Annotated in this window: 13 protein-coding genes and 1 tRNA gene; 9 read left to right on the top strand and 5 right to left on the bottom strand. The window is 37.0% G+C overall.

What is annotated here, in order from left to right:
• Positions 1-317: 317 nt before the first annotated feature.
• A complete protein-coding gene (locus NOX80_RS10135; RefSeq protein ID WP_256549658.1) occupies positions 318-1,385 on the top strand; it encodes a branched-chain amino acid aminotransferase in 1,068 nt (355 codons plus the stop codon).
• 45 nt (positions 1,386-1,430) lie between these two features.
• Here NOX80_RS10135 and NOX80_RS10130 read toward each other — a convergent pair whose 3' ends face one another.
• A complete protein-coding gene (locus NOX80_RS10130; protein WP_256549657.1) occupies positions 1,431-1,814 on the bottom strand; it encodes a nucleoside triphosphate pyrophosphohydrolase family protein in 384 nt (127 codons plus the stop codon).
• A 303-nt stretch (positions 1,815-2,117) separates the two neighbouring features.
• Between NOX80_RS10130 and NOX80_RS10120 the strand changes: the two genes are divergently transcribed.
• The gene (locus NOX80_RS10120; RefSeq protein WP_256549656.1) at positions 2,118-3,218 is read left to right on the top strand and encodes an SRPBCC family protein; all 1,101 of its coding nucleotides are present in this window, start codon (positions 2,118-2,120) and stop codon (positions 3,216-3,218) included.
• Between the two features lie 66 nt (positions 3,219-3,284).
• Here the strand turns inward: NOX80_RS10120 and NOX80_RS10115 are convergent, their stop codons facing one another.
• The 3 genes from NOX80_RS10115 to NOX80_RS10105 are packed head-to-tail and all read right to left on the bottom strand — an operon-like array spanning position 3,285 to position 5,252.
• The gene (locus NOX80_RS10115; protein ID WP_256549655.1) at positions 3,285-4,004 is read right to left on the bottom strand and encodes a tRNA threonylcarbamoyladenosine dehydratase; all 720 of its coding nucleotides are present in this window, start codon (positions 4,002-4,004) and stop codon (positions 3,285-3,287) included.
• 7 nt (positions 4,005-4,011) lie between these two features.
• A complete protein-coding gene (locus tag NOX80_RS10110; protein ID WP_256553003.1) occupies positions 4,012-4,656 on the bottom strand; it encodes a TatD family hydrolase in 645 nt (214 codons plus the stop codon).
• Positions 4,653-5,252, bottom strand: coding sequence for a DUF1684 domain-containing protein (locus tag NOX80_RS10105; RefSeq protein ID WP_256549654.1), 600 nt, complete (start codon positions 5,250-5,252; stop codon positions 4,653-4,655). Before NOX80_RS10105 ends, NOX80_RS10110 begins: the two co-directional genes overlap by 4 nt.
• Positions 5,253-5,406: 154 nt before the next feature.
• On the opposite strand from NOX80_RS10105, the gene NOX80_RS10100 reads away from it, so the two are divergent.
• From NOX80_RS10100 to NOX80_RS10085, 4 genes are all read left to right on the top strand, one after another.
• Positions 5,407-6,621, top strand: a complete 1,215-nt coding sequence (locus NOX80_RS10100; RefSeq protein ID WP_256549653.1) for an MDR family MFS transporter — start codon at positions 5,407-5,409, stop codon at positions 6,619-6,621.
• Between the two features lie 146 nt (positions 6,622-6,767).
• Positions 6,768-7,124 carry a BlaI/MecI/CopY family transcriptional regulator gene (locus NOX80_RS10095; RefSeq protein ID WP_256549652.1) on the top strand — a complete coding sequence of 119 codons (357 nt, stop codon included), beginning with the start codon at positions 6,768-6,770 and terminating at the stop codon, positions 7,122-7,124.
• A 6-nt stretch (positions 7,125-7,130) separates the two neighbouring features.
• Positions 7,131-8,966 (top strand): M56 family metallopeptidase, encoded by a 1,836-nt coding sequence (locus tag NOX80_RS10090; RefSeq protein ID WP_256549651.1) that lies wholly within the window; start codon positions 7,131-7,133, stop codon positions 8,964-8,966.
• A gap of 56 nt (positions 8,967-9,022) precedes the next feature.
• Complete coding sequence (locus tag NOX80_RS10085) at positions 9,023-9,163, top strand: SsrA-binding protein (protein ID WP_256549650.1); 141 nt, start codon at positions 9,023-9,025, stop codon at positions 9,161-9,163.
• Here the strand turns inward: NOX80_RS10085 and NOX80_RS10080 are convergent.
• Complete coding sequence (locus tag NOX80_RS10080; RefSeq protein WP_256549649.1) at positions 9,160-9,672, bottom strand: adenine phosphoribosyltransferase; 513 nt, start codon at positions 9,670-9,672, stop codon at positions 9,160-9,162. The genes NOX80_RS10085 and NOX80_RS10080 overlap by 4 nt on opposite strands.
• A gap of 75 nt (positions 9,673-9,747) precedes the next feature.
• Here NOX80_RS10080 and NOX80_RS10075 point away from each other — a divergent pair.
• The 3 genes from NOX80_RS10075 (at position 9,748) to NOX80_RS10065 (ending at position 13,218) form a co-directional block, all read left to right on the top strand.
• A tRNA-Arg gene (locus NOX80_RS10075) sits at positions 9,748-9,821 on the top strand.
• A gap of 152 nt (positions 9,822-9,973) precedes the next feature.
• Positions 9,974-12,817, top strand: a complete 2,844-nt coding sequence (locus tag NOX80_RS10070; protein WP_256549648.1) for a PAS domain S-box protein — start codon at positions 9,974-9,976, stop codon at positions 12,815-12,817.
• Entirely contained in the window at positions 12,814-13,218 is a 405-nt protein-coding gene (locus tag NOX80_RS10065) for a response regulator (protein ID WP_256549647.1), read from the top strand. The genes NOX80_RS10070 and NOX80_RS10065 overlap by 4 nt, the downstream gene beginning before the upstream one ends.
• Positions 13,219-13,230: the final 12 nt, after the last annotated feature.

Here is a 13,230-nt window from a genome sequence, read left to right as displayed (position 1 = left end):
ATTAAAAAAGAACGGCTACACTTTATAACTCGCCCGATTTTAAGACTTCCAAAGAAACAAATTTATATTGAATGCGCATAATTCTAATTTATTTTTTCGCTATTTCCGATTAATTCGGATTATTTCGTTTTAAATTTTAACAATTCAAAAAAAAATTAGTAATTCCTTGTTTAATTACATTATTTTTAATCGGGCACTATTAAAAGTGCTTTTTTTAATTAAATTTGCAACGACACAACAAGTTTTTTATCAATTTAAAAATTATGCTTAATTATTGGTAACCAGTAATTTAGTTTATTTTTAAAATTAACAATTAAATGGAATTAAAAACAACCACTGACATTACTATTATCAAAGCAGATAAATCAAAAATCAACAGTGTTGATTTTGAAAACCTGACATTCGGAAACATTTTTACCGACCATATGCTTATTTGTGACTACAAAGACGGGAAATGGGAAAAACCGGTAATTATGCCTTACGAACCGTTTACATTGGATCCATCGGCTAAAGTTTTTCATTACGGACAAGCGATTTTCGAAGGAATGAAAGCTTATAAAGATGAGCAAGATGACATTTGGTTATTCCGTCCGGATCAGAACTTTGATCGTTTTAACAAATCGGCGGTACGTCTTGCTATGCCGGAAGTTCCGGAAGATGTTTTTCTTGGCGGATTACACAAATTAATTGAGATTGAAAAAGACTGGGTTAAAAAAGGAAACGGAAATGCTTTATATATTCGTCCTTTTATGATTGCAACCGGATCCGGCGTTGTAGCAGCTCCGTCTACACAATATCGTTTTACGATTATTCTTTCACCGGCTAAATCGTATTATTCAGGAGAAGTAAAAGTAGTTATTGCCGAGCATTTCAGTCGTGCTGCAAACGGAGGAATCGGTGCTGCTAAAGCCGCCGGAAATTATTCCGGTCAATTCTATCCGACAAAACTGGCTAATGAACAAGGTTTCCAACAAATCATCTGGACGGATGACGCGACGCATACCAAACTGGAAGAAGCCGGAACGATGAATGTGTTTTTCAGAATTAACGATACCTTATATACTGCTCCGACCAGCGAACGAATCCTGGATGGTGTTACCCGTAAAAGTATTATCGAATTGGCAACTAAAGAAGGAATCGATGTTCAGGTACGTCCTGTTTTAGTGGATGAAATAGTTGAAGCTGCCAAAAACGGAACATTGAAAGAAATTTTCGGTGCCGGAACAGCTGCTGTGGTTAATCCGATTGTAGGTTTCTCTTATAAAGACACTTATTATGAACTTACAAAACCGGAAAAATCGTTTGCTACTTATATCAAACAACAATTAACCGGAATTCAATACAAACAAATTGAAGATACTTTCGGTTGGACAGTAAAAATCTAATCCAAAGTTATACCTATAAAAAAACCGGGTTTTAGCCCGGTTTTTTTATTTTAATATTGCTTCAAAATTCGGTTTAAAATAGTTCGGTCCTTTCATCACCTTCCCGTCTTCACGGTAAATCGGTTTTCCGTCTTCTCCCAACTTACTCATATTACTGCGTTGAATTTCATCAAAAACTTCTTCGATCTTATGTTGTAATCCGTGCTCCAGTATTGTTCCGCATAAAATATAAAGCATATCGCCCAATGCATCGGCTATTTCAACCAGATCTTTATTTTGTACCGCTTCCAGATATTCTTCATTCTCTTCTTTCATCAGATTAAAACGCAATAGATTTACCTGTTCGCCCAAATCCGCTTTTGGAAGTTCGCTCACGCCTAACCCGAAGGATTCATGAAACTCCCGAACCGCCTGTAATTGTTTTTTCATACCATTTAATTTTACCGTCTAAAATAGAAAATCTCCCCGCAAAACGCTAATTTTGCGTAAAAATAAAATTCATGTTTACATCAGGTCAACTTTATTTCGCTTTATTCTTTGTTATTGTTTTTGTAACCGCAATGATCTACGTGTATCGAAAGGACCTGTCACTGCACAAATTACACTATAAAGGATCACTTTGGATACTATTAGCCTTTTTTGCTTTTATAGGAATTTTATTTATAATTAAACTCTTTTTGAAAGAATAATTGTTATAACTTTGGACAACTAAATGAAATTTTTTTTAATTCTATGCGCGTAGTTAAATACATATTTCTTTTATTAATTCTAGCGGCTATTGCCCTGACGGTTTACATTGCTACTCAGAGCGGTAAGTTTGATGTACAACGAACAAAAGTCATCAATGCTTCTCCGACTGCTTTATTCAATTATATTAACGACTACAAAAACTGGGACGATTGGGGACCTTGGAAAGAAGACGATCCGACTATCCGAAACAGTTATACTGATAGAACACAAGGAACCGGTGCTTCATTTTCGTGGACCGGAAAAGACGGTAACGGAAAAATGGAAACCATCAAAACAATAGGAAACGATACTATTGAACAAAAGATTTATTTTGATCATGGTGATCCTTCTGATGTTTACTGGACTTTTACACCGGTTAAAGGCGGTACTAAAGTTACCTGGGGAATGAAAGGAGAAATGGGCTTTATGATGAAAGCTTTCGCAATACTAAGCGGTGGTTCTGACAGAATGTTAGGTCCGATGTTCCAAAAAGGACTGGAAAATATCGACAATGTATTGGTGAAAGAATTAAAAGAATACAATATCAAAATTAACGGACTGGTTAAAAAAGCCGGAACGTATTATATCAAACAATCGGCAACCTGTAAAATTCCGGAGCTTACCGGTTTAATGGCACCGATGTTTACCAATCTTAAGAAATTTGCACAGGACAACAACATTTCACTAAACGGAAGTGCTTTTGTTATCTACAACAAATATGATAAAGCGGCCAACCAGGTTGATTTTTCCGTTTGTCTTCCGGTAAAAGAAGAGATTTTTACCGCTCAGGGAAGCGACATTGCAACCGGAGAATTAATTCCGTATTTAGCATTAAAAACGACTTTAAGCGGTGACTATTCGCATAGCAAAGAAGCATGGGACAAAACGTATGCCGAGATCACCAAAAACAAATGGATGGAAGATCCTAACGGTAAATACCTTGAAGTTTATAAAGTCGGCCCGTTACAAAGTCGTAAACCTTCGGAATGGATAACGGAGATTTTTATCCCGATTACCGCAAAACCAAAACCGGCACCAACGGTAACACCAAATCCAAAACCGGTACCACCTCCACCGGCAACAGCAAAAGAAACAGCAGAATAGCTATAAAAAAAGTCCTTCAATTGAAGGACTTTTTTCATTTTCTTATCTTTTTTAAAAAGGTTTCTCTTATTTGTCTTTTAAAAGATAACGTACCACTGTCTCAGCAGAATGTAACCCAAATAAAGCCGGCATCCAGCTATTCGTTCCGTAAAATGATTTTTTAAAGTTCAATCCATCGGTCATTTTTAAACTTGTTTCATCCGGTGTTTCAGTCGAAAAAACAGCTTTAACTCCTGTAGAAATTCCTTCTTTCTTCAAGCGCTTACGGATTGTTTTAGCTAACGGACATACATCTGTTTTACTGATATCTTTCACCACAATTTTGCTAGCCATAAATTTTCCTCCGGCTCCCATATTACTGATGATTTTTACTTTCTTACGTTTTGCCGCTACTATCAGATTCAATTTAGGCGTAATACTGTCAATACAATCCAACACATAATCAAATTCCGGTGTAATCAGTTCAAAAGCTCTTTCCGGCGATAAAAATTCCTGTATTCTTGTAAGCGCTAATTCCGGGTTAATATCCATTAAACGATCGCCAACAATCGTTACTTTCGGTTTTCCGACTGTAGAATGCAAAGCCGGTAACTGACGGTTAATATTAGTAATATCCACAACATCACCGTCAACAATTGTCATCTTTCCTACTCCCGCTCTGGCAATAAATTCCGCAGCAAATGATCCGACACCACCCATACCGACAACCAGTACATTCGCATTTTTTAATTTTTCAAGTCCTTCTTTCTTAAACAGCAATTCTGCCCGTTCTGTCCATTCAGCCATTTATTTTTTATTTATTGTTATTAAATACATTCTTAAAATTTTGTTCCACTATAGCCTCAACAGTACCGCCTTTAATAGAAGCCGCTTTTTCATATACCTGAAAAATAGTCTCTTCTACCATATCCGTTTCCAGAAAAAACCGGTCATCCGGCACCGCTTTAAACACACTTTCCAACTCCGGATTACGCAACAGGTATTTTCCGAAAGACAAATAAAATCCATTATCCAGAAGCGATCGCGCGACCTGATAATTTTTCGAAAATCCATGAATGATCATCGGAACTTCCAGCTTCATTTGTTTTTTTACCGCTATTGCCTCCTGATAAGCCGCAACACAATGTAAAATAACCGGTTTCGGCTGTTTTTGAATTAACTCCAATTGCTTTTCAAAAACCGAAAGTTGTTTGTTAAAATCGGTTTCAATACGTTTATCCAATCCGCATTCGCCCAATGCCAGACAATTTTCATCCAAAAGTCGTTTTTCGATTGTCTCCAAATCCTCTTGTAATCGATCGTCATTTATATACCACGGATGAATCCCGATTGAATAAAATGTAGCATTGGAATCAAATTCATTCGGATATTGATTTACAATTTCCAAAACTCCGGATGCTCCGGATGCTTTATGTGTATGCAGATTATACAACATTATTTATGAAAAGCTTTAACGCCTGCTTTGATTTCGGTTTTCAAATCGTTTTCCTGTGGCGGAATCGGGCAAGAATATCCTTCATTATACGCGCAATACGGATTATAGGCTTTATTAAAATCGATTGTCATCGTATCGCCCTCCGGGATTTCCAAATCAATATAACGACCGCCTCCGTAGCTTTCCACGCCACTCGTCAAATCGGTAAACGGTAAAAACAAATGCTTTTTAAACTCGTCCCTTTTTGCTAATTCCAGATTGCGATATATAGCCAGTTTAAACTCTTTTCCGTCAAGTGTAAAAAACAACTCACCGTATTTTACATATAACGGTGTTCTTTTTCCGGTCGTAGGCATTGCAAACGGCTTTTCTTTTGTTGTTTTTACCAATCGGGCCGTTACACAATATTTCATATCAACCGGAAAGAAATCCAGCGATTGAAACACTTTTATATCCTTCTCTTTTAACGGTGAATGTTCCGGGTCGGCAAACTCAGCATTCATCTTTTTTTGGAATTCCGATACCGATGCCGGATCACATTGTGAAAAAGCCGTCATTGGCAGTACAATTCCCAATATTATAAATACTATTTTTTTCATGCTATTAAGTATCTGATTGCTTAAGAAACAGATGCTGCAAAAATAATCAAAAATCCGAAGTCCGAAACCGCCCTTATTATTTCATTATTAAATTACAACTGTAACCCTTTATGCACCGAAATAGTTTGTAAATTTGACCTTTAGCTCCCCTTATATGTTACAAAAAGTTTTCTCCGGTTATATCAATAATTTCAGAGGATTTTCACGCGAGATATGGATTCTGACTCTAATTACCTTTATTAACCGAGCCGGAACGATGGTCCTTCCGTTTCTTTCCAAATACCTGAAAGAAGATCTTCATTTCGATTATCATCAGGTCGGTTGGGTTATGGTGAGCTTTGGTTGCGGATCGATGATCGGTTCGTGGTTGGGCGGAAAATTATCCGACAAAATCGGATTTTACCGGATTATGATTTTCAGTTTATTTACAAGCGGACTCTTATTTATAAGCTTACAATTTGTAACCAGCTTTAAAGGACTCTGTCTGGCTATGTTTGCTATAATGATCATTGCTGATATGTTTCGACCGGCCATGTTTGTTTCATTAAATACATACGCCCGACCGGAAAACCGTACCCGGGCCTTAACCCTTGTTCGTCTAGCCGTTAATCTGGGATTTGCCGCCGGACCGGCTTTAGGTGGTCTTATTATTATGGGGATCGGATACAAAGGTCTTTTCTGGATTGACGGTATTTCCTGTATCACCGCCATTTTATTATTCCGTTTATTGGTAAAAGAGAAAAAAAGAGAGAAAGTCATTCATCATGCCGATGAAAATCAGGTTGTAAAATCGGTATTCAGTGATAAACCATTTTGGCTATTTCTATTTATCAGCTTTGCTTCAGCTATGGTATTCTTTCAGTTTTTCAGTACGCTACCGTTATATCATAACGAACAATACGGGCTAACTGAATTCCAAACCGGCTTACTGATGTCGATTAACGGTCTGCTTATTTTTCTTTTTGAAATGCCGCTTGTCGGTTATTTTGAGCGCAAAAAAGTAGAAAAAATTAAGATCATATTTTTCGGGTCGCTTTTTATCGCTTTTGGTTTTTACGCCTTACTATTAAAAGGTTGGGTTGGTATACTGGTGATCAATTTAGTTTTGATCACATTTGGCGAAATGTTTGCTTTTCCATTTTCCAATTCCTTCGCAATGAGTCGCGCCCCAAAAGGACACGAAGGTCGTTATATGGCTTTATACACGATGAGTTTTAGTATGGCACATATTATGAGTTCCAAAACCGGAATGGAAATAATATCCCGTTACAACTACACCACCAACTGGATTTTTATGGGAACTTTTGCCGCAATAGCAGCGTTAGTCGGTATCTGGCTTTTAAAAATTGTAAAATCAGAAAACAACTAAAACACTATAAAACAATACATTACATTTAAAAAACTGATTTTTTAGTTATTTAACTATTTTTATAGTTGCAAAACTAAAAATATAGTTATACATTTGTTTTATCCAAATCGGAAATCAAAATCCGGTTTTATTAGAAATTGATTATCATGCAGAAATTAACAAACAAAGAAGAAGAAGTAATGCAAATTTTATGGACACTTGAAAAAGCGTTCGTAAAAGAGGTATTAGCTGAAATCAAAGACGATCAGCCACATTACAACACCTTATCCACCATTATCCGAAATCTGGAAGAAAAGGGATATGTGTCACATAAGGCATTTGGAAACACCCATCAATATTATCCGATAGTAAAAAAAGAAGATTACCGGAAGAGTTTTATGAATAATGCCATTGAAAACTATTTCAACAATTCCTACAAGAGTATGGTTTCTTTTTTTGCTAAAGAAGAGAAAATCAGTGCGGACGAACTTCGCGAAATTTTAGATATGATCGAAAAAAAATAGGCCTATATGGAAGCATTTGGTATTTATATTTTAAAAGTAACAGTATTAACAACCGTATTTTTTCTGGCGTATCACTTCTTTTTACGAAAAGAAACGTTTTTTAATGCCAATCGCGGTTATTTATTATCAGGACTGTTAACTTCTGTTTTACTTCCGCTGATCTCATTTACAAAAATTGTTTGGGTAAAACGCGATCCACTTGCTTCAGTTGCCTATGAATATTGCACGGAAGACAACCTTTTAGCAACCACGACAAACTCCGGTTTTGAAATCAATTATCACTATTTGTTTGTCGCTTTATACTGCATCGGTATTCTAATATTTTGTATTCGGGCGTTATTTGAGTATCGTTCCCTTAAAAAAATACTCGAAAAACCCAAAGCTATAACCCGTAATAATTTTCATTTTATTGACACCGAAAAAGTACAATCCCCTTTTTCATTTTTCAACTATATCGTATACAATTCCAAGCTGTTACAAGAAAACGAATTAACCGATATTATTGAGCACGAAAAAATCCACAGTCGTCAGAAACATTCATTAGACATGATGATTGCACAGTTTTTCTGTATCCTTTTCTGGTTTAATCCGGTAATCTGGCTTTACAAAAAAGCGATTGCCCAAAATCTGGAATTCATTGCCGATGCCGAAGCAACCAAAGTGGTAAACGACATCAAAGCCTATCAAAAGACATTAGTAAAAGTAACAATGCAAACCCAATGCATTGCCATCACCAATCATTTTTATCAATCATTAATCAAAAAACGAATCGTTATGTTAAACACCAACCAGTCCCGAAAAAGGAATCTGTGGAAGTACCTAATCATCCTTCCGCTACTGGCCTTTTTTATCCTACAGTTCCAGGTAAAAGTCCTGGCGCAGGAAAAGCAAACCACCGCAACATTACAAGCCAACAACACACCTTCCGAACCGGGTGACAATGTTACTGTAATCGTTGACAAAAACACAACAGATGATCAACTAAAAAACAATGTAGCATTACTTAAAAAAGAATACAACATTAATTTAAAGTATTCCAAAGTAAAACGCAACAAACAAGGTGAAATCATCCGTATTAAGATCGAATACAAAGACAAAGACGGCAACAACGGTATTACACAAATTGACAGTAATGATCCGATAAATCCGATTCGTTTTGTCAAAAAAACCGATGACAACGGTAAAACTAAAATCGGTTTTAGTTCCGATGCCAAAGAACGACATGCATCAGGCAGAACAGCTGTTAAAACGCAAATCAATGATGCAGCCGACTTATCAGAAGATGAATCATTAGGTGATTATTTAAGCAATTTATTAAGCCCGCCTTCACCTCCTAGTCCGCCAAGCCCACCATCACCGCCGAATGCAATAAGCCCGGTAAGTCCACCGGCAGCTCCTGCCGCTCCGACAGCGCCAGCTACTAAAAGTTCTTCTTCAGTGATCATTAAAAACGGAAAAGTAACCACTACATCCACATCTTCATCGTCTAGCCGGGGATCTGTAGTGTACGTTAACGGCGATAAAGTATGGAGTGATGAAGATTTGAATATCGATACAAAAGAAATCGCCAGAAAAGCTTTAGAAGACGCTCGTATCGCTATAGAAAAAGCCAAACCGGAAATTGACCGTGCTCGAGTTGAAGCCATGAAAGCACACGAAGAAGCCATGAAAGGTCACGAAATTGCAATGAAAGCTCAGGTCGAAGCCATGAAAGAACAAAAAATCGCCATGAAGGCCCACAGAGAAGCCATGAAAGAACGTGATAAAGCTTTAAAAGAAAGAGACAAAATTTTAGAAGCAGCCCGAAAAGATCGCGAACGCGCACTACGCAATAATGACTAAAAAAAACGACCAAATTATTGGTCGTTTTTTTTTATCTTTATCAAAACCAAAGCATTATGTTTAAAACACTAGCCCGAATCAATAAAATCATTTTGCCAAGCTATAGCAAACAAAATCTTGATTTGTCGAAAGCAACCGCTTTCCAGAAACTTATTATTGCCTGGCGTTATTATGTCACAACACGAGCTTTAAACTAATACTCCATAACCGCGAATCGGTCATAAGCTTTAATTTTATCCCCTCCGTTCAGGAATAACAATTCCATCAGGAAGCTTACCTGAACAATTTCGCCTCCTAAAGCTTCTACAAGCTCACAAACGGCTTTAATTGTACCGCCGGTAGCCAATACATCATCATGTACTAGCACCTTATCTCCTTTTTGAATGGCATCGGCATGGATTTCCAACGTATCAGTACCGTATTCCAGCTCATAGGAAGCCGATACAGTCGTGAACGGCAACTTTCCGGCCTTTCGTACCGGAACAAATCCAGCTTGCAGCTCATGCGCTAATAATGTTCCGAAGAAAAAACCGCGGCTTTCCACTCCGACCACCTTGTCAATTTTTACATTTTTGAGCTTTTCTGTTAATTTTTGAAGACACACATTCGTTGCTTCCGGACTCGCTAATAGCGGAGTGATATCTTTGAACAAAATTCCTTTTTTAGGAAAATCCTGAATATCACGTACATACTCTTTTAACATCATTTTTTTTTTAATTTTATTGCGATTTTATTTGCAAGTTACATATTTGTCCCTATATTTGCACCCGTAAAAACAAAAGGCCTCGTGGCGCAACTGAATAGCGCATCTGATTACGGCTCAGAAGGTTACAGGTTTGAATCCTGTCGAGGTCACAACATCAGCTCATCTTTATGATGAGCTTTTTTTTTATTCAAATCAAACTTTTGTTGTGAAATAATGAGTATTTTGCACTTTTTATAATTCATTTATTTGCATTTTTTATAAATTTATAAAGTTTTAACACCCACCCCCAAAGGCAGCTCCAATGAATCTGGATAAAAAAATTACAATTCTCATCAGTTGGTTTTTATCAAGACCAAAAACGACTGGGATATTGGTCTTTACACTCCTGTTTTTAATTTCGAATTTAATTCTTTTTTTACGGTATCAGATTATCAAAGAAAGCGAGCAACGCGAAATGAGCAGCATTCTGAATGTTGTTCATCAAAACATTGAACAATCGCTTAAAAACAGTCATATTAGCACACTAACACTGGCTATGACAATTGACGACAACGGAAACCCCAGCAATTTTGACGAAATCGGCAGACAATTAGTCGACTCCAATCCCAATATCGATGCAATAGAGCTCGTTCCAAACGGTATTATAAAATACGTTTATCCGTTAAAAGGCAACGAATCGGTTATCGATTACAACATCCTGAATTCTTCTAAAGCAAATAAATGGGCATTAAAAGCCATCAAAAATAAAAAAATATATTATGCCGGTCCACTGGAATTAAAACAAGGAGGAAAAGGAATTGTAGGCTGGTATCCGGTATTCAAATCAAATAAATTCTGGGGATTTTGTTCTGTCGTTATCAAATTCAACACCTTTCTGGAAACATCCGGAATTAAAACATTTTCTACCGATAAATATTATTTTCAGTTTTCTAAAACGGATCCGGTAACCGGAAAAGAAGAATTTTTCCTTCCGAACAAAAAGAGTTTTGCTAATAAAACACATCTAACAGTGGCCTTTCCTGACGGCGACTGGAAATTATATCTTATCACTACAAACAATTATTACCTGATCAAACAATTAATACCTATCGCTATTTTGGCGATTGTATTGTCACTGATCTGCGGATTGTTTACTACCAGCTTACTGAAACGTCCATCCGAACTACAGCGACTTGTACATTCACAGGCGCTTCGTTTAATGAAAAGTGAAATTAAGTTCAAATCCATTTTCGAACAAGCGGCAATCGGGATTGCCCATATCGACTCTAACTCCGGAACTTTTATTGAAGCCAACGAACGTTTTTGTCAGATGCTCGGCTATGAAACGAACGAAATCAGTAAAATGGATTATATGATGATCACTCATCCGAATGATCTCGAAAATGATTTTAAAAAAATGCGTCTTTTAAAAAGAGGTGTTATCCGGGAATTCGGACTTGAAAAACGTTTCTTCCATAAAGACGGCAATATTGTATGGGCCAGCGTAACCATTACACCGTTATGGTCAGTAGGTGAAAAACCAACTTCACATATCGGAATTATCGAAGACATTACCGATAAAAAAGAAGCGCAGGATCGTATTAAACGAAGTGAAAAACGTTTCAAAAGCTTATTCAACAACTCTCCTATTCCGCTTTGGGAAGAAGACTTCTCCGAAGTAAAACACTACCTTACCGAGTTAGGACTGATGGACATGAGTCGTGATGAAGTGGAGCAGTATTTAAAAAACAATATCGATGTCATTCGCAAATGCTTATCATTAGTTAAAGTTATCGATGTTAACAATATGTGCCTAGCCTTACATTCGGTAAAAGATAAAAATATCCTAAAAGGAAAACTGAGCACTATTTTTGACGATGAATCCATTCCGATTTTCTCCAAACAGTTAATCGCTATTACTCAGCGACAAAACCACATTACAGGTGATTCTCAGGTAAAATTCATGGACAACCAGCACAAACACATCCACTTCCGCTGGAGTGTTGTTCCGGAATATGAAAAAACACTGGAGCGCGTTTTGGTTTCTACTGAAGACATCACAGAACGTAAAAATTCGGAAGAGGTAATTTTAAAATCCCAACAAAAAATAGAATCGTTGATCAATACAATTGACGGAATTGTGTGGGAAGGCGATCCGAATACTTTCGACTTTACTTTTATCAGTCGCAAAGTAGAAGACATACTGGGTTATACACCGGAAGAATGGTTGGGCGTACCGTCATTCTGGATCAATCATGTTCATCCGGACGACAAAGAATGGGTTATTGCCTTTATGTCACGTTACACCTACGAAAAGAGACAACACGACTTCGAATATCGTATGATTCGCAAAGACGGAGAAATCGTATGGCTTCGCGACATCGTAAGCGTTGTGGTTGAAAACGATATTGCCGTTACCCTACGCGGTATCATGATTGATATCACAAAAGCCAAAATGGCCGAAATCGAATTAAACAATACCCTTCATCTGGTTACGGAACAAAACAAACGATTACTGAACTTCTCTTATATCGTTTCACACAATCTTCGCTCTCACACCAGCAACATTCAATCGATTTCCAATCTGATTGAGACTGCTGATTCCGACGAAGAAAGAGACGAAATGATTCAGTTATTAAAATCGGTTTCATCCGTACTAAACGAAACGATGAACAATCTGAACGAAGTTGTTACGATTCAGACAAACATCAACCTGATCATTGAACCCCTTAATTTAAAGAAATATATAAACAAAACACTGGATGTACTTCGGGAACAACTACTCAAAAATGATGTAATCATTCACAACGAAGTAAACAAAGACATTGAAGTTAAATACAATCCTGCTTATTTAGAGAGTATATTACTTAACTTTATATCGAATGCCATTCGCTACGGACACCCTGACAGACAAACTGTGATCGATATGAAATCGTATCAGGAAGAAGGGAAAACCGTATTGGAAATTACCGATAACGGAATCGGAATTGATCTGGAGAAAAACGGAGAAAAACTATTCGGAATGTACAAAACATTCACCAATCACGCTGATGCAAGAGGAATAGGTTTATTCATTTCGAAAAACCAGATTGATGCTATGGGAGGAAAAATAGTCGTTAAAAGTACATTAGACGAAGGAACAACTTTTAAAATATATTTCAGATGAACGCCCCAAAAAGTATCTGTATAATTGATGATGACCCCATTTATCAATTAATTACAAAGAAAATAATTGAGAAAAGTCAATTATTTAGTCAGATTCTGAGTTACAAAAATGGAAAAGTTGCTATCGACTCATTAAAAGCAATTCAAAGTGCCGAGGAATTTCCCGATGTTATCCTACTAGACATCGACATGCCGGAAATGGATGCCTGGGCCTTTATGAATGAGTTGCGACGGATTGATTTCAAGTTCGAAAAAAAATCCGCCATTTACATAGCCAGTTCCTCCATTGCTAACGAAGATCGCGAAAAAGCTAACAGTTTCTCAGAAATCGTAGGCTACTTATGCAAACCAATTGACCGAGACATTCTGGAACGGATTCACTTAGAAAACCAAAAAGAATAGCCCGTGAAAAAA

The sequence above is a fragment of the Flavobacterium cerinum genome (genome assembly GCF_024496085.1).
GTDB classification, from domain to species: Bacteria; Bacteroidota; Bacteroidia; order Flavobacteriales; family Flavobacteriaceae; genus Flavobacterium; species Flavobacterium cerinum_A.
Note: the sequence above shows the minus strand (reverse complement) of the source record. Positions and strands in the feature narration are given on the sequence as shown.

Bases quoted from the DNA above. Each gene is read 5' to 3' on its own strand.
- NOX80_RS10135 (WP_256549658.1), top strand. From the start codon at position 318: ATGGAATTAAAAACAACCACTGACATTACTATTATCAAAGCAGATAAA.
- NOX80_RS10130 (WP_256549657.1), bottom strand. From the start codon at position 1,814: ATGAAAAAACAATTACAGGCGGTTCGGGAGTTTCATGAATCCTTCGGG.
- NOX80_RS10120 (WP_256549656.1), top strand. From the start codon at position 2,118: ATGCGCGTAGTTAAATACATATTTCTTTTATTAATTCTAGCGGCTATT.
- NOX80_RS10115 (WP_256549655.1), bottom strand. From the start codon at position 4,004: ATGGCTGAATGGACAGAACGGGCAGAATTGCTGTTTAAGAAAGAAGGA.
- NOX80_RS10105 (WP_256549654.1), bottom strand. From the start codon at position 5,252: ATGAAAAAAATAGTATTTATAATATTGGGAATTGTACTGCCAATGACG.
- NOX80_RS10100 (WP_256549653.1), top strand. From the start codon at position 5,407: ATGTTACAAAAAGTTTTCTCCGGTTATATCAATAATTTCAGAGGATTT.
- NOX80_RS10095 (WP_256549652.1), top strand. From the start codon at position 6,768: ATGCAGAAATTAACAAACAAAGAAGAAGAAGTAATGCAAATTTTATGG.
- NOX80_RS10090 (WP_256549651.1), top strand. From the start codon at position 7,131: ATGGAAGCATTTGGTATTTATATTTTAAAAGTAACAGTATTAACAACC.
- NOX80_RS10085 (WP_256549650.1), top strand. From the start codon at position 9,023: ATGTTTAAAACACTAGCCCGAATCAATAAAATCATTTTGCCAAGCTAT.
- NOX80_RS10080 (WP_256549649.1), bottom strand. From the start codon at position 9,672: ATGATGTTAAAAGAGTATGTACGTGATATTCAGGATTTTCCTAAAAAA.
- NOX80_RS10070 (WP_256549648.1), top strand. From the start codon at position 9,974: ATGAATCTGGATAAAAAAATTACAATTCTCATCAGTTGGTTTTTATCA.
- NOX80_RS10065 (WP_256549647.1), top strand. From the start codon at position 12,814: ATGAACGCCCCAAAAAGTATCTGTATAATTGATGATGACCCCATTTAT.